16 protein-coding genes are annotated in these 15733 nt (G+C 38.6%); 8 read left to right on the top strand and 8 right to left on the bottom strand.

What is annotated here, in order from left to right; genetic code table 11:
- Nucleotides 1-5: 5 nt before the first annotated feature.
- A complete protein-coding gene (locus UC75_RS08705; protein ID WP_049837364.1) occupies nt 6-1736 on the top strand; it encodes a CapA family protein in 1731 nt (576 codons plus the stop codon).
- Nucleotides 1737-1741: 5 nt separating this feature from the next.
- Here the strand turns inward: UC75_RS08705 and UC75_RS08700 are convergent, their stop codons facing one another.
- Nucleotides 1742-2458, bottom strand: coding sequence for a metalloprotease (locus UC75_RS08700; protein ID WP_049837316.1), 717 nt, complete (start codon nt 2456-2458; stop codon nt 1742-1744).
- 81 nt (nt 2459-2539) lie between these two features.
- Between UC75_RS08700 and UC75_RS08695 the strand changes: the two genes are divergently transcribed.
- Nucleotides 2540-2869, top strand: a complete 330-nt coding sequence (locus UC75_RS08695) for an MGMT family protein (RefSeq protein ID WP_128825225.1) — start codon at nt 2540-2542, stop codon at nt 2867-2869.
- Nucleotides 2870-2939: 70 nt separating this feature from the next.
- Here UC75_RS08695 and UC75_RS08690 read toward each other — a convergent pair whose 3' ends face one another.
- The 5 genes from UC75_RS08690 to carA all read right to left on the bottom strand — a co-directional run bounded on the left by UC75_RS08690 (nt 2940) and on the right by carA (nt 9157).
- On the bottom strand, nt 2940-3377 hold the full coding sequence (locus tag UC75_RS08690) for a universal stress protein (protein WP_049837314.1): 438 nt from the start codon (nt 3375-3377) through the stop codon (nt 2940-2942).
- Nucleotides 3378-3500: 123 nt separating this feature from the next.
- On the bottom strand, nt 3501-4133 hold the full coding sequence (locus UC75_RS08685; protein ID WP_049837313.1) for a CatB-related O-acetyltransferase: 633 nt from the start codon (nt 4131-4133) through the stop codon (nt 3501-3503).
- Nucleotides 4134-4207: 74 nt separating this feature from the next.
- On the bottom strand, nt 4208-4684 hold the full coding sequence (gene greA / locus UC75_RS08680; protein ID WP_005307940.1) for a transcription elongation factor GreA: 477 nt from the start codon (nt 4682-4684) through the stop codon (nt 4208-4210).
- Between the two features lie 88 nt (nt 4685-4772).
- Nucleotides 4773-8003 carry a carbamoyl-phosphate synthase large subunit gene (gene carB / locus UC75_RS08675; protein ID WP_004790453.1) on the bottom strand — a complete coding sequence of 1077 codons (3231 nt, stop codon included), beginning with the start codon at nt 8001-8003 and terminating at the stop codon, nt 4773-4775.
- Nucleotides 8004-8017: 14 nt separating this feature from the next.
- Entirely contained in the window at nt 8018-9157 is a 1140-nt protein-coding gene (carA, locus tag UC75_RS08670; RefSeq protein ID WP_005307938.1) for a glutamine-hydrolyzing carbamoyl-phosphate synthase small subunit, read from the bottom strand.
- Between the two features lie 123 nt (nt 9158-9280).
- On the opposite strand from carA, the gene UC75_RS18770 reads away from it, so the two are divergent.
- Together UC75_RS18770 and UC75_RS08665 are read left to right on the top strand one after the other, a co-directional pair.
- Complete coding sequence (locus tag UC75_RS18770) at nt 9281-9433, top strand: hypothetical protein (RefSeq protein ID WP_128825158.1); 153 nt, start codon at nt 9281-9283, stop codon at nt 9431-9433.
- 35 nt (nt 9434-9468) lie between these two features.
- A complete protein-coding gene (locus tag UC75_RS08665; protein ID WP_049837312.1) occupies nt 9469-10056 on the top strand; it encodes a hypothetical protein in 588 nt (195 codons plus the stop codon).
- 59 nt (nt 10057-10115) lie between these two features.
- Here the strand turns inward: UC75_RS08665 and UC75_RS08660 are convergent, their stop codons facing one another.
- A complete protein-coding gene (locus tag UC75_RS08660; protein ID WP_004790459.1) occupies nt 10116-10652 on the bottom strand; it encodes a DOMON-like domain-containing protein in 537 nt (178 codons plus the stop codon).
- A gap of 16 nt (nt 10653-10668) precedes the next feature.
- Nucleotides 10669-10992, bottom strand: coding sequence for a ribosome assembly RNA-binding protein YhbY (gene yhbY, locus UC75_RS08655; protein WP_004790462.1), 324 nt, complete (start codon nt 10990-10992; stop codon nt 10669-10671).
- Between the two features lie 199 nt (nt 10993-11191).
- On the opposite strand from yhbY, the gene rlmE reads away from it, so the two are divergent.
- The 4 genes from rlmE to UC75_RS08635 all read left to right on the top strand — a co-directional run bounded on the left by rlmE (nt 11192) and on the right by UC75_RS08635 (nt 15306).
- Complete coding sequence (gene rlmE / locus UC75_RS08650; protein ID WP_004790464.1) at nt 11192-11842, top strand: 23S rRNA (uridine(2552)-2'-O)-methyltransferase RlmE; 651 nt, start codon at nt 11192-11194, stop codon at nt 11840-11842.
- Nucleotides 11843-11975: 133 nt separating this feature from the next.
- The gene (gene ftsH / locus UC75_RS08645; protein ID WP_034591375.1) at nt 11976-13871 is read left to right on the top strand and encodes an ATP-dependent zinc metalloprotease FtsH; all 1896 of its coding nucleotides are present in this window, start codon (nt 11976-11978) and stop codon (nt 13869-13871) included.
- 135 nt (nt 13872-14006) lie between these two features.
- Nucleotides 14007-14858 (top strand): dihydropteroate synthase, encoded by an 852-nt coding sequence (gene folP, locus UC75_RS08640; protein WP_049837311.1) that lies wholly within the window; start codon nt 14007-14009, stop codon nt 14856-14858.
- 133 nt (nt 14859-14991) lie between these two features.
- Nucleotides 14992-15306, top strand: coding sequence for a DUF5713 family protein (locus tag UC75_RS08635; RefSeq protein WP_005307931.1), 315 nt, complete (start codon nt 14992-14994; stop codon nt 15304-15306).
- Nucleotides 15307-15733 lie beyond the last annotated feature (427 nt).

The raw sequence follows: 15733 nt of genomic DNA, 5'->3' as shown, positions 1-15733 counted from the left end.
GAGCCATGAAGTATCAACCCGTTGAGATCAAGCTATTAGCACATATCGATACGACAAGTTTCGATGAAGCTTTATGGCAACTCGAATTTGACGATGATATTTCAACACTACTGCTAATCGACTACGCATTAGAGCAATTTCAGCAAAAAAATGTACAAGCTCAAGATGACTATGTTGTGTCTGAACATCTATCTGAGCAACTAGGTCAGCAAAATTTAGGTTTAAAGCACTCGGAACATTACACCTTTACTGAACTATTGCAGTTGCTAATTTTTACCCAAGCAGCAGATGTGAAGGATGCTTTAAGCAATATGCTCTGCGGTACACATGAGCAAGCCTATTTAATTTTGTCAAAAAGAGCTGCTACCTATAATTTAAATTTGAAAAAAGAAAGTACACAAAACCAGTTAAAATATTTGTTTTTATTAGTTAAAAATATTTATAGCCAGCCAGCTGAAATCAGAAAACTATTCTTTATAAAAGAGCTGAATTTTAAAGGAAAGTCTTATCACCCTCAGATTCTATTAATGGCACAGAATGTAGTAGAGGTTTTATATCTTACAAATTCATTTAGAAAAATTTATCTGACGTTCTTTGAGGAAAACCAGACTATCGGTTTCTTTTCTTTTTTAGATGATATTCATCGTGCTGAGCACTTAATTCCTTATTATCACTGTTTTCAAGCACAGACTGTAAGACCTAAAAATTGCTCCACCCCAAGCGGCATTATTAACATTTTAGGTGATACCTACTTTGGGGAAATCTACACCGAAAAACGTAAGGCTAAAGGGCAAATAGATGCTCTGCAACAGTATGGATATGCCTATTCATTTAAAAAAATAAAAGCCTTTTTAGGGGAACATGACCTAAATATTGCTAACTTTGAAGCGGTTTTCTCTTTAGAAAAACAATCTCCTTTTGTAAATAAAAAGTCATTTATTCTTAAAGCTGATGCCGAACAAACATTAGCAGCGTTCAAAAATATTCATCTTAACCATGTGGTATTGGCAAATAACCATTTAAAAGACTATGGGGATCGTGGATTAGCCTATACATTACAACAATTTGATCAGGTCAATATTTCTTATATCGGCGCGGGCACAAATCAAAAATATGCCCATAGCTACTTTCAAATCACTTTTAATAACAAGCATTACGCTATTTTTAACGGCTATTGGCACAGAGACACTGCCTATCTAGATTATGATTTTTATGCCTTAGGTCCTAAGAGTGGAGTTGCATGTCTAAATGGAGTTTTGCTTGAACAAATAGGCCGTTATAAGCAGGCTAACCCTGAGCATAAAATTATTGTTATTTGCCATTGGGGCATCGATTTTAAGCCGATTACCAAGGAACAGAGCAAGCTTGCTGATATTTTGACTCAAGCTGGTGCGGACCTCGTTATCGGTCATGGAGCTCATACCATTCAACCGATTAAAGTGATTAATCAGAAGCCTGTAGTATTTGGTATGGGCAATGCGGTTTTTAATAGCAATGGTGAATATACAGAGCAAAACGCTTTGCCGTATGGATGTATAGCACGGCTAGATTTGTCAAAAGATCGACTGCGTTTATATCCAATCTATACCAATAATTTGAAAACTTTTTGGCAACCGCATCCAGTCAATGAAGACGATTTTTCAGAGGCCAGCAATTATATGACTTCATTACTGACTCCTGAAAATTATTATGCAGCACAAGATGATTTAGGTTTTTACGTCGAAATGAGTTTTTAAAATCTTTATGGATAACGTTGGTAATTTTCTAAAATTGTTTGAAGTTGGACCGGTGTAAAACCTAAATTTCTAAGTCCACCGCTGCCACGTTTACATTCGGCACTCGTCATGATGTTGGTTGGTGTACGTTTTGTAGCATTCGGCGCGCAGACATGTTTTAGTCCGAACACATGCCCCATTTCATGTACGCTACCAGCCTGAATATTATAATTGAGTCGGTTCCAATCTAATAAAACAAAAGGTTTACCATTATTGCGAAATGCTCTACTTGTTACATCTTCAAACTTCCATTTAGTCGAATAGGCATCATAAATAAAAACGATGACTTCCTTGCTGGCAGTTCTTTTAGGAAAACAGGTATTTACACTGGCAGGAATAGTTTCAGTAGAGATCGGATAGGGTTGATTGATCTGCTGTTTTAAATCGCAATGTAATTTCGAAAACTCTTCGTAAGGGATATAACGGTGTAATTTGAACTTAAAAATCTTATTATTTTTATCATCTACATAATATTTATTTAGTATTTTGATTTCTTTACGCATCTGCTGGTAATTATCAAACTTTGTAGCTTCTGGAGAGTTAGTGGTAAAAACGAATGTGACAGGAACGATAGGGCGGCCATCTGTAGATACTTTAGGTACTTCTCCTGAAGGAATAGGAGGGCGAGTAGTACAAGAAGCGCACAGTAAAGTCCCAGTAACCACCAATAATATTTTTTTCATGCAGATTTCCCTCAAGCCCACCTTGGATTGCATTTAGTTTTAGTCAAAAATTTTTATATGATATGAATTATGTCAATTTTTATGGAGTCCATTTTGACAACTCAGTATGAACTACATCGGCAGATTTTAGAAGTCATTGCTTTGATTCCTTACGGAAAAGTCGCAACTTATGGGCAAGTGGCTCGTATGGCAGGGTTACCTAAACATGCGAGATTAGTTGGCTATGTTTTGAAACATCTTGAAGTCGATCATCAAGTCCCTTGGTATCGGGTTATTAATTCTCAAGGCAAAATTAGCCTAAGCAAATTTAATGACAAGGGTGAAAATGTTCAGCAGTTAAAACTTGAAACTGAAGGAGTCTATTTGTTAAACGGTAAAGTAAACTTAAAGCAATTTGCTTGGCAGCCTTAAAGATCCTGAAAAGGCTTTTTTTAAACCATTGCCTAAATTATTAGAATTAACAAAATAGGCAATATTGAAATTATCGAACAATTAAAACAGGAATATGACTTTCGCCTAAGACTTTTTGTGCAACACTACCAAGTACAAGTTTTCGGACCCCTGTACGGCCATGAGAACCCATAACAATCAGATCTGCATTTAGGTCTTGAGCAGCCTGAATAATCTCTTCATGTACAACAAAACCTTCAAGTAGTTTGGTTTCGACAGTAATGCCTTCATCGGCGAATTCTTGTTTTGCGTGTTCTAAAATATCGAGTAAATAGGTTCTTGTCCGTTCAATCAAATCATTCGTTTGGCCAGTTTTTACATAGGCGTCAGCAATAAACGGATCAAGAGCCATAACTTGCACAACCGTAATTTTGCTATTTAACGCTTTTCCCAGTTTGATTGCCTCTTTCATGGCAATTAAAGAAGTTTCAGAACCGTCAATTGGTACAAGAATATGTTGATATAACATGAGTATTTTCCTTATTGTAATGATGCTTATATATTCAATACTTTATACTTATTTTTTGACGATTTAAATTCAAGCACGTAATCATTTGTGAGTTTATAACAACAAATTTTTGTAGATATATTTTTATAGATTCCGCAAATTTTCCATATGTGTAGATAAAGCATCTATATCTTCAGTTTGTAAATATTCGCGTATTTTTAAAATTTGCTTCTCATCCAAATCATAAAGTCTTAAAGCAAGCAGTTTATCGATTTGTTCTTGAGGAAAACGATATTTAATAATTTTCGCAGGCACACCACCTACAATTGCATAGGGGGGAACATCTTTAGTGACCACAGCCCCAGTTGCAACCACTGCACCTTCACCAAGTGTGACCCCTTGCATAATCATTGCACGACTACCAATCCAGCATCCATCGCCAATTACAGTATCACCAGCTGCTAAAAAACTACGGGTATCAAAAGGGAAAGTCGAAATCCAGTCTGGTCTATGAAGTTGGTTACCACCCATCATAATGACGCATTCAGCGCCAAAGCAAACAAAATTACCAATATAAAGTTGGTCAATTGGTTTGTCTGGTGTCGAGGCTTTATCATGTAAGTAACGCACGACACAACGTTCAAAACCTTGATCCCAATAGGCTGAATAATATGAGTAATTACCTTTAATATGGATATTCGGGTTTTTAACAGTTTTATGGATAAATTCAAACTCACACCAATGACGAACTGGAGTGTTAATTAAAGAGTTATCCATGTGTGATTTCCCCGAAATATATCAATGATATTGAATAAAAACCCCTCATAAAGAGGGGCTAGTTGTGCATTATCTTAGAGATATTCTACACTTACGATTTCGTATTCGACTTCGCCTTGAGGAGTCACGATTTTTACTTCATCGCCTTCACTCTTACTCAAAAGACCACGTGCGATTGGTGAGTTCACCGAGATTTTATTAATTTTAAAATCTGCTTCGTCATCGCCAACAATTTTATAAGTTTTACGTTCTTCAGTATCAAGATTTTCAATTGTTACTGTTACACCAAAAACAACACGGCCATTTTGCTCAAGTGTTTTAACATCAATTTCTTGAGCAGCGCCTAATTTACCTTCGATATCCTGAATACGGCCTTCACAGAAACCTTGCTGTTCACGTGCAGCATGATATTCAGCATTTTCCTTTAAGTCGCCATGTTCACGTGCTTCTGCAATAGCTTGAATAATACGTGGACGTTCAACAGATTTTAAATGTTGTAATTCTTTCTCTAAGGCAATTTTACCTTCAGGGGTCATTGGATAGCGTTGCATTTTGGTCCCTCTTAATTTGAGAAAACACAGTTAAAAAAAATGAAAAAATCCCGCCACCGATAAGGTGACGGGACTTATCGGTAACAAATTAACCTACAGTTAAATCTTGCAAGCGGTATACATCCATTGGCAATTTCACATCAAAAGCTTGGCAAACAGCTTCTGCACCATTGATAGTCGTTGTGTAATACACTTTGCCTTGTAGGGCAGCACGACGAATCATTGCAGAGTCATATTGAGCTTGTTTACCTTCAGTGGTATTGACAATAAGGTGTATTTCACCATTTTTCAAGCGGTCAACAATATGTGGACGACCTTCAGTCACTTTATTCACAGATTCGCATTCTAAACCTGCTTCTTTAAGCACTTGGTATGTACCACCTGTTGCAATAAGCTTGAAGCCATATGCAGCTAATTTCTTAGCGATATCTGCAATATATTTCTTGTCAGATTCACGTACAGATAAGAAAGCATGTTTTACTTCGCCTTCAGTTGGTAAACCTGGTAAGCGATCATTTGAGCCTAAAACAGCTTTATAGAATGCTTCACCAAATGTTTTACCAACGCCCATTACTTCACCTGTAGATTTCATCTCAGGTCCAAGCATTGGATCTACGCCTTGGAATTTAGCGAATGGGAAAACAGCTTCTTTCACAGCAAAGTGTGTTGGAATGATTTCTTTAGTAAACCCTTGAGATTCAAGAGATTGACCAGCCATACAACGTGCAGCTACTTTTGCTAAAGAATCACCAATACATTTCGATACGAATGGAACTGTACGTGAAGCACGTGGGTTAACTTCAAGAACGTAAACATCATCGCCTTTAACTGCGAACTGAACGTTCATCAAACCAACCACACCAAGTTCTTTTGCCATCGCAACAGTTTGACGACGCATTTCATCCTGAATTTCTTTAGATAAAGAATAAGGAGGAATTGAACATGCAGAGTCACCTGAGTGAATACCTGCTTGTTCGATGTGCTGCATGATACCGCCGATCACAACGTCTTTACCGTCAGATACACAGTCAACATCAACTTCAGTTGCATCATCTAGGAAACGGTCAAGAAGAACAGGGGCTTCGTTAGATGCCTGAACTGCTTCACGAAGGTAACGTTTAAGTTCTTCTTCGTTGTATACGATTTCCATTGCACGACCACCTAATACATAAGATGGACGAACAACTAACGGATAACCTACTTTCGCAGCTTCAGAGATACCTTCTTCAGCAGATTTTACAATGCTGTTGTTTGGTTGACGAAGCTGTAAACGTTGGATCATTTGCTGGAAACGTTCACGGTCTTCTGCACGGTCAATTGCATCTGGTGATGTACCAATAATTGGTGTACCAGCTTCTTCTAAAGCACGTGCCAATTTAAGAGGTGTTTGACCACCGTACTGTACGATCACGCCTTTTGGCTTCTCAGTACGTACGATTTCAAGTACATCTTCAAGTGTTACAGGTTCGAAGTACAAACGATCTGAGGTGTCGTAGTCAGTAGAAACAGTTTCAGGGTTACAGTTAACCATGATTGTTTCGTAACCATCTTCACGCATAGCTAATGCAGCGTGTACACAGCAGTAGTCAAATTCGATACCTTGACCAATACGGTTTGGACCGCCACCAATCACCATGATCTTGTCACGATTTGATGGATTTGCTTCACATTCTTCATCATAAGTTGAATACATATATGCAGTACCAGATTCAAACTCGGCAGCACATGTATCAACACGTTTGTAAACTGGATAAACACCCAAGTTCCAACGTTGTTTACGGAATTGCTTTTGTGAAATACCCATGAGGTGCGCAATACGAAGGTCAGATAAACCTTTGCGTTTGAATGCACGGATATTGTCAGCGTTTAAGTCACCAAAACCTAAAGCTTTTACTTCAGCTTCAGTTTTAACGATGTCTTGAATTTGAATGAGGAACCAACGATCAATTTTGGTTGCTTCAAACACTTCATCTAAAGAGAAACCATGACGGAAAGCATCTGCTACATACCAGATACGCTCAGGGCCTGGAACTTTAAGCTCTTTTAAAATGGTTTCTTTTGCATTTGTTGCACCAGCTTCGATTTTTTCATCGAAACCGCTTACACCAACTTCAAGACCACGTAATGCTTTTTGTACAGATTCTTGGAAGTTACGGCCAATTGCCATGACTTCACCAACAGATTTCATCTGAGTGGTAAGAACTGGTTCCGCTTGCGGGAATTTCTCGAAGTTAAAACGAGGAATCTTCGTTACAACATAGTCAATCGATGGTTCGAAGCTTGCAGGAGTCACGCCACCAGTGATGTCATTTTTCAATTCATCAAGGGTATAACCAACAGCAAGTTTTGCCGCGATTTTTGCGATTGGGAAACCTGTTGCTTTAGAAGCAAGAGCAGATGAACGAGATACACGTGGGTTCATCTCAATGACAACCATACGTCCATCTTTCGGGTTAATACCGAACTGAACGTTAGAACCACCTGTTTCAACACCAATTTCACGAAGAACTGCAACCGAAGCATTACGCATCAATTGATATTCTTTGTCTGTTAATGTCTGAGCAGGAGCAACGGTAATTGAGTCACCCGTGTGAACGCCCATTGGATCAAAGTTTTCGATCGCACATACGATAATACAGTTGTCGTTTTTGTCACGAACAACTTCCATTTCGTATTCTTTCCAGCCAATTAAAGATTCATCAATCAATAACTGGTGAGTAGGAGAGAGGTCAAAACCACGTTCACAAATTTCAAGGAATTCTTCGCGGTTATATGCAATACCACCGCCCGAACCACCCATTGTAAATGATGGACGAATAATTACTGGGAAACCAAAGCGTGACTGGATTGCTAAAGCTTCTTCCATTGTTTCAGCAATGGCAGCTTTTGGACATTCCAATCCAATTTTACGCATAGCGATATCGAAGAGTTTACGATCTTCGGCTTTTTCAATCGCTTCTTTGCTTGCGCCAATTAATTCAACATTATATTTTTCAAGAACGCCATGCTCATCAAGTGCGAGGGCACAGTTCAATGCAGTTTGACCACCCATCGTTGGTAATACTGCATCTGGACGTTCTTTTTCAATAATCTGTGCAACAGTTTGCCAAGTAATCGGCTCAATATAAGTTGCATCAGCCATTGAAGGATCTGTCATGATGGTAGCTGGGTTAGAGTTAACCAAAATAACACGGTAGCCTTCTTCACGAAGTGCTTTACATGCTTGAGCACCTGAGTAGTCAAACTCACATGCCTGTCCAATCACAATCGGGCCAGCACCAATAATTAAGATGCTTTTAATATCCGTACGTTTAGGCATTATTCGCTCCGTAATTACTGTTTAGATGCTTCGATAAGTTCGATGAAATGATCGAACAAAGGTGCACAATCATGTGGACCAGGGCTTGCTTCAGGGTGACCTTGGAAGCTGAAAGCTGGTTTGTCTGTGCGGTGGATACCTTGTAAGGTGCCATCGAACAATGATTTATGCGTTGCTTTTAAGTTAGCCGGTAAAGTTTCTGCATCTACAGCAAAACCATGGTTCTGTGAAGTAATCATCACTGTACCATCTTCAAGATTTTGTACAGGGTGGTTAGCACCGTGGTGACCATGGTTCATTTTTACAGTTTTTGCACCAGAAGCGAGTGCCAAGATTTGGTGGCCTAAGCAAATACCAAATACAGGTAATGTTGTGGTTTCAACAATAGTTTTTACAGCTTCGATTGCGTAATCACAAGCAGCTGGATCGCCAGGACCATTTGAAAGGAATACGCCATCCGGATTAAGTGCCAATACTTTTTCAGCCGGAGTTTCTGCAGGTACAACGGTTAATTTGCAACCGCGGTCTGCAAGCATACGTAAGATGTTGGTTTTGACACCGTAATCGTATGCAACTACATGATATTTTAATTCAGGTTGAGAGAAGCCCTGACCTAGAGTCCATGAACCTTCAGACCATTCAAAACCAGTTGGATCACAACATTCTTTTGCAAGGTCTAAGCCATTTAAGCCACCAAAAGCACGAGCTTTTGCAATTGCTTCTTCTTCAGTAATATTTTCACCAGCAAGGATGCATCCATTTTGTGCACCAGTCTGACGTAAAATACGTGTTAATTTACGCGTATCAATATCTGCGATTGCAACAACATTGTGTTCTTGCAGATATTCGCTCAGCGACTGCTCAGCACGGAAGTTACTGTGTAGTAGAGGAAGGTCACGAATAATTAAACCATTCGCCCATACTTTATGGATACGACCAGATTCAACGTCTTCCGCGTTACAACCAGTGTTACCAATATGAGGGTAAGTTAATGTCACAATTTGTTGTGCATAACTTGGGTCAGTCAAAATTTCTTGATAGCCAGTCATGGCTGTGTTAAAAACGACTTCTCCAGTCGTACTTCCCGTTGCGCCGATTGACGTTCCTTTAAAGATCGTTCCATCTGCGAGGGCTAAAATGGCGGGGATGCTCAAACCAAAGCTCCTGAATTTCGGCTGTAAAAAAGCGAGTAGACCCAAAAAAGATCGGCAATGTTTGGATAAAACATGCCCTCCCTATCGGTCTGCCCGCTTGTAACTTAACAGCGCATTATACGCATGGAACCCCTAAAAGTCTATTTCTTTTCTGCTAAAAAATATAATTCATTGCTTGCTTTTTATAAAAAAATTATCCACTCATCTGAATCAGATACTTTTGATAAATTGTCTAACAATTTGCAAGGAGAATTCTTTGAACTGGATTTATTGTAGTGCTAGTTAAAAAATAAACAATATGAGGAAATAGTATGAGCAATAATGAAGTTTCAAAAGAAGTGAGTGAAAAAACTCAAGCAGTAGTTGAATCAGTCAAAGCTGAGGTCAATGAAGTGAAAGAAACGATAGCTGCAACTACAACTAAGGCTAAAAAAACAGTAACCGCTAAAACTGCACAGGTAAAAGAAACTGTTGCTGAAAAAACTGAGCAAGTTAAAGAAGTTGCTACTGAAGCTAAAGCTCAGGTAAAAGAGGCGATTGCTGAAACTCAAGAACAAGTCCAAGAAGTTTTAAGCGAGGCTCAAGAGAAAATTGAAGCTGAAACTCACGAGTTAAATAAAAATATTCAAAATCAATTTGTCCAAATTAAACAAGATATTTTACAACGTCTTGATGTGATTAAGGCTCAGTTTAGTACTTCGCAAGAAGGCTTATCTGATCTTAAAAATGCTTTGAAAGCAGAAATTAATGCGCTTATTGAAGATTTAACAAAAGTGAGCAAAGAGCTTAAAGGTGATATTAGCCAGATTTCTTTGAAACACAAAGATTCTCTAAGTGAAAGTATTAAACGTACTAAAAATAATGCAGTCGAAGCTTGGAATAAAGCACGAGACAATTAATGATCTCTGCTTTGGTCCAGCTATAAAAAAGCGAGAATTAATTTCTCGCTTTTTTATTTTTAGAACTGATGTAACCAGTCACGTTTATTATGGAAATCTGCACTTTTTCCACTATGCTGCATTGCATAGTACTGCATACCTTCTTTGGTTTTTAAAACTGTAGTTAAACCTAAATAAAGGTTTGCCCATTTCAAGCGATGCTGTTGCATAAATTGCCCTAAATCGAGACTAACATTTAAGCCATAATGAGTACGCTTGAGATGATTCAGTTCAATATCGTAAGCAGCAAGGGGAGGTATACTTTCTGGATAGCGATATTCTTCAAACTGATATGACTGCCATGCTTGAGAAGGGGAAAGATTAATCTCCCGATAATAATCTTCATCATGCACGCCAACAAAAATTTCGAAACAAGTTTCTTCCCACAAAAAATCTTGACGAGGATGAGCCGCGACTTCTTGAGGCCAGATAATAAGTTGATTTGGATCACGAATCCAAAAACCGATATTTAAAGTATAGGGTGCTTGCTGTTCAATTGCGCCAACAACGGAAACAGCATGAAAACGATCAAAAGCTGAAAGTTCGTAACTTGCCATAGTTTGTCAAATTAAATTAGTTTGCTAAGTGAGCGTGACGAACAAGGTTAGACAAATGCTGGTTTTGTTTAGCTGCTTTTTTGTAAAGCAAAACAATTTTACCAATTTTTTGCACAGCTTCTGCACCTGTTGCTTCTACAATTGCTTCAATTGTTGCAGTACGCGCTTCACGGTCTTCACCAGCAATCTTAACTTTAATAAGTTCATGGTCGTTTAAAGCACGAAGCGTTTCTTCGATTACCGCGTCTGTTAAGCCTTGTCCACCAATCATGACAACTGGATTAAGCACATGACCAATTTGACGTAAACGTTTACGTTCATGGATAGATAAAGCGGCCATTAAAAATACCTGATTTTAAAAACGGCTTAGTATAGCAAAAAACTTAAATCCAGATGTACGAAAAACTGTATAAATAATCGATCAACATTATTGGAAAAAAACTGTAAAACTTAGTGAGATTACGCTACATCCGTACTGTAATGAGAGTAATTTTCACGTACAATGAACGATCAGAAGTTTTTTTGATATTTAGTGAGTTATGGCAACACGCATTACAAACCAGAAATTGTCGAAAAGTAGTCGTGCGTGGATGAGAGAACATCTAGACGATCCTTTTGTTAAAAAAGCTCAAAAGGAAGGGTATCGTGCTCGAGCGGCCTATAAACTTCTTGAAATTCAAGAAAAATATAAGCTGATCAAGCCAGGCATGACGGTAGTAGATTTGGGTGCGGCTCCTGGTAGTTGGTCTCAAATCGCAGGGAAACTTGTTGGTAGCAAAGGTTTAGTGATTGCTTCCGATATTTTGCCTATGGATGCTTTGCCTGATGTCACTTTCTTACAAGGCGACTTTAGAGAAGAAGATGTATTTGAAAAATTGTTAAATATTTTAAATGGGCGACAAGTAGACATTGTAATTTCTGATATGGCCCCCAATACATCTGGTAATAGGGCTGTTGATCAACCTAGACAGATTTACTTATGTGAACTGGCTTTAGATTTTGCTCAAAAGGTTCTTGGTCCTAATGGACAACTTGTGGTTAAAGTGTTCCAAGGTGCAGGATTTGATGAGTTTCGTAAACAAGTAGTTGATAGTTTTGATGTGTTAAAAACAGTAAAACCAGCAGCTTCTCGTGCACGATCTAAAGAAGTTTTTTTGGTTGGACAAGGGCGTAAGAAAGCATTGCAATAAAGTTTACTTGCCAAGCTCCTAAAAATTGTGCATTTTGTACTTTTAGGTTATCCGCAAGCAATACAGTTGCTGCTTTTATGACGATCGGCCAAGATTGGGCATGATCAAATTAGATCGATATGGGAATAAAGCTTTGAGCGATTACTTCAAGAATGCCGTATTGTGGCTAATAATACTTGGTGTTCTGATTTTAATTTTCAGTAATATCAGTGACCGCAACAAGCCTACTGCGATGAAATATTCAGATTTCGTTGCAGCGGTGAATAGTGGCCAAATTAAGCAAGTCACAATTGACGGTTTAAATATTAATGGTGAAAAAACTAACGGATCACAGTTTGAAACTGTTCGTCCGCAAGTTGAAGACACTGAGCTTATGCCAAGCTTAAATAAACAAAATGTTGTTGTTGAGGGAACAGCTCCACAACGTCAAGGCATTTTGATGCAACTTCTCATTGCTAGTTTCCCTGTACTGTTAATCATTTTGTTATTCATGTTCTTTATGCGTAACATGGGTGGTGGTGCAGGCGGAAAGAATGGACCGATGAGTTTTGGTAAGTCGAAGGCAAAAATGCTTTCTGAAGACCAGATCAAAGTCAATTTTTCTGACGTCGCCGGCTGTGATGAAGCAAAACAAGAAGTTGTTGAAATTGTTGATTTCTTAAAAGACCCTGCAAAATTCAAACGTTTGGGCGCGACTATTCCTCGTGGCGTACTTATGGTTGGTCCTCCGGGTACTGGTAAAACATTATTAGCTAAAGCAATTGCTGGTGAAGCGAAGGTTCCTTTCTTCAGCATTTCAGGTTCTGACTTTGTAGAAATGTTCGTGGGTGTGGGTGCGTCCCGTGTCCGTGATATGTTTGAGCAAGCGAAGCGTCACGCGCCATGTATCATCTTTATTGATGAGATTGATGCAGTTGGTCGTCACCGTGGTTCGGGTACAGGTGGTGGTCATGATGAGCGTGAACAAACCTTAAACCAGATGCTTGTGGAAATGGATGGTTTTGAAGGTAATGAAGGCGTAATCGTTATTGCTGCAACTAACCGTGTTGATGTGCTTGATAAAGCATTATTACGTCCAGGTCGTTTTGACCGTCAAGTAATGGTTGGTTTACCGGATATTCGTGGTCGTGAGCAAATTCTGAATGTACATTTGAAAAAATTACCTTCAGTTACAGGCGTAGACATGAAAGTGTTAGCACGTGGTACGCCAGGTTTCTCTGGTGCACAGTTGGCTAACCTTGTTAACGAAGCTGCATTATTTGCTGCACGCCGTAATAAGAATACGGTCGACATGCATGACTTTGAAGATGCAAAAGACAAAATCTACATGGGTCCAGAGCGTAAGTCGATGGTTCTACGTGAAGAAGAGCGTCGTGCAACTGCTTATCATGAAGCTGGTCATGCAATTGTTGCAGAGATCTTGCCTGGTACAGATCCTGTTCATAAAGTAACGATCATGCCACGTGGTTGGGCTTTGGGTGTAACTTGGCAGTTACCTGAACAAGACCAGATTAGCCATTATAAAGACAAGATGCTAAATGAAATTGCGATTTTGTTTGGTGGTCGTATTGCTGAGGAAGTGTTTATCCAACAGCAATCTACTGGTGCTTCAAACGACTTTGAGCGAGCTACTAAAATGGCGCGTGCAATGGTTACTAAGTACGGTATGTCTGACAAAATGGGCGTAATGGTTTACGAAGATGAAAACCAAAATGGTTTCTTTGGAAATGTAGGAAGCCGTACGATTTCTGAAGCAACTCAACAGTTAGTTGATGAAGAAGTACGCCGTATTCTTGATGAGCAATATAAAGTTGCACGTAATATCTTAGAAGGTAATAAAGATATTGCACATGCAATGGTAAAAGCTTTGATGGAATGGGAAACCATTGATCGTGATCAAATTCGTGACATTATGGAAGGTCGTGAGCCACAACCACCTAAAGTCTATGTTGCTGAAAATCCAGTGGCTGCATTTGAACCGCCAAAAGATGGTCCATCTACACCACCACCATTACCAGCAATGAACTAAATGAGTTAAATAAAAGAGCCACAGTCATGTGGCTCTTTTTTTATACATGTATTTCAGACAAAGCCGAAAAGAAATCAGCAGTATATTGATCAGAGTATTGTTAAAATATTGCCGAATATTAAATTGGAGCTTGTCATGCAGTTAATGCCTTTACCTCAGCAAATTCTACAATGTGGGCAGCTCCAGTTGGATTTATCACAGCCTCATGTTATGGGTATTTTAAATGTCACCCCAGATTCTTTTAGTGATGGCGGAAAACATAATCAAGTGGATCAAGCTATTGCTCATGCGCTAGTCATGATAGAGCAGGGTGCTACCATTATTGATATTGGTGGGGAATCAACCCGTCCAGGGGCATCTGAGGTAAGTATAGAAGAAGAAATTAGAAGAGTTGTGCCTGTAGTTGAAGCTTTAGCTAAACATGATGTGATTTTATCAATTGATACGAGTCAGCCAGATGTTATCCGTGCAGCAAAAGAAGCGGGTGCTCATATTTGGAATGATGTACGTGCGCTTACTCGACCAAATGCTTTAAAAACGGCAGTAGACTTGGATATCCCTGTGGTGATCATGCATATGCGTGGTGAGCCAACTACAATGAATCAGTTAGATCAATATGCGAATGTGACATTGGACGTGATGCAAGAGCTTCAGCAGCGTGTGGAAGAGGCTTTAACTGCGGGTGTAAAAAAACAGAATATTATTATTGATCCTGGGTTTGGTTTTGCAAAAAATGCGCAGCAAAATTTAAGACTGTTAAATGAATTTTGGAAACTTAGTGAAATGGGTTATCCAATTTTATCTGGCCTTTCTCGTAAACGTTTTATTGGTGAAGCTTTACACGGCGTAGCTGCAGATCAGCGCGCAGTAGGAAGCGTTACGGGGCATTTACTTAGTATTCAGCAAGGAGCGTCAATTGTTCGAGCACATGATGTAAAAGCTATGCATGATGCAATTCTTGTTTGGAAAGCGATGAAACAAGCTTAAAAAATTAGGCTTTTATAATCAGACTATAATTGATTAATTTCATGGGTTAGATGATTGAGTCAGGGAAAATTGTCGTTATTGTTTTGAAAATATGTTATAAGCGGCAGGTTTCTGCTGTTGTGTAAACTTTTGTATGTTCGAAGACTTACTTCTCCCAATGTTTGATGATGAGTATTATCCAGATATTTTAGTCGCTGAACTCAAGCAGTTAATTGAACAATTTGCCAAAAAAGTTCAGAAGCCTGCTTTAGCTGATCAGGATATTTATCGATATGCTCATCAAACTGTAATTGAAATCAATGAAATGAAACCTCAGTTCGAAGATCTAGATTCTTCCTTGGATGATAGTGCTGCTGACTATATTGCTGAAGCAATGATGATGGTGGCACAGGATGCAGGATATTTAGACCTTGAAATGGAAGAGCTGGTGATGAATCGAGAGTGGTGATTACTCTCGATTCTCAATACCTTCAAATGCATCTAATAAATGACAAGATGCTTTTAAATGAATTTCATCTATTTCCTTAATTTAAAAACTCAAACACCATATCTCTTGAGAGTCGGCGTCTGCTAATAAATTGATCCAATAAGTTTCTATTTTTCGTTCTAATGCTTTGAATTTATCTATTATCTGTTCGGATGCTTTAATTAAATAATCACCTTTGTTGATAGAGTAACCTGAAAAATACTAATGGTTATCTCTGAAATAAACAGTGCTAGAAAAAAGATCTGTAGCATGAACCTTTGTTAAGAGAAGGATGCTAAATAGAAGTAATAATATTCTTATCATACAATTCATTTTAATTAGGCATAAAAAAACCAGCTTACGCTGGATTCTTTGTAGCACCAAATTCAATATTTGAAAATGGTGCCCG

This window comes from Acinetobacter sp. V2 (assembly GCF_001188385.1).
GTDB classification, from domain to species: Bacteria; Pseudomonadota; Gammaproteobacteria; order Pseudomonadales; family Moraxellaceae; genus Acinetobacter; species Acinetobacter oleivorans.
This window is presented reverse-complemented; position numbering and strand designations above follow the sequence as displayed.

Bases quoted from the DNA above. Each gene is read 5' to 3' on its own strand.
- folP (WP_049837311.1), top strand. From the start codon at position 14,007: ATGCAGTTAATGCCTTTACCTCAGCAAATTCTACAATGTGGGCAGCTC.
- rlmE (WP_004790464.1), top strand. From the start codon at position 11,192: ATGGCAACACGCATTACAAACCAGAAATTGTCGAAAAGTAGTCGTGCG.
- UC75_RS08705 (WP_049837364.1), top strand. From the start codon at position 6: ATGAAGTATCAACCCGTTGAGATCAAGCTATTAGCACATATCGATACG.
- carB (WP_004790453.1), bottom strand. From the start codon at position 8,003: ATGCCTAAACGTACGGATATTAAAAGCATCTTAATTATTGGTGCTGGC.
- UC75_RS08665 (WP_049837312.1), top strand. From the start codon at position 9,469: ATGAGCAATAATGAAGTTTCAAAAGAAGTGAGTGAAAAAACTCAAGCA.
- UC75_RS08635 (WP_005307931.1), top strand. From the start codon at position 14,992: ATGTTCGAAGACTTACTTCTCCCAATGTTTGATGATGAGTATTATCCA.
- UC75_RS08690 (WP_049837314.1), bottom strand. From the start codon at position 3,377: ATGTTATATCAACATATTCTTGTACCAATTGACGGTTCTGAAACTTCT.
- UC75_RS08700 (WP_049837316.1), bottom strand. From the start codon at position 2,458: ATGAAAAAAATATTATTGGTGGTTACTGGGACTTTACTGTGCGCTTCT.
- yhbY (WP_004790462.1), bottom strand. From the start codon at position 10,992: ATGGCCGCTTTATCTATCCATGAACGTAAACGTTTACGTCAAATTGGT.
- UC75_RS08660 (WP_004790459.1), bottom strand. From the start codon at position 10,652: ATGGCAAGTTACGAACTTTCAGCTTTTGATCGTTTTCATGCTGTTTCC.
- UC75_RS08695 (WP_128825225.1), top strand. From the start codon at position 2,540: ATGGAGTCCATTTTGACAACTCAGTATGAACTACATCGGCAGATTTTA.
- UC75_RS18770 (WP_128825158.1), top strand. From the start codon at position 9,281: ATGGAACCCCTAAAAGTCTATTTCTTTTCTGCTAAAAAATATAATTCA.
- greA (WP_005307940.1), bottom strand. From the start codon at position 4,684: ATGCAACGCTATCCAATGACCCCTGAAGGTAAAATTGCCTTAGAGAAA.
- UC75_RS08685 (WP_049837313.1), bottom strand. From the start codon at position 4,133: ATGGATAACTCTTTAATTAACACTCCAGTTCGTCATTGGTGTGAGTTT.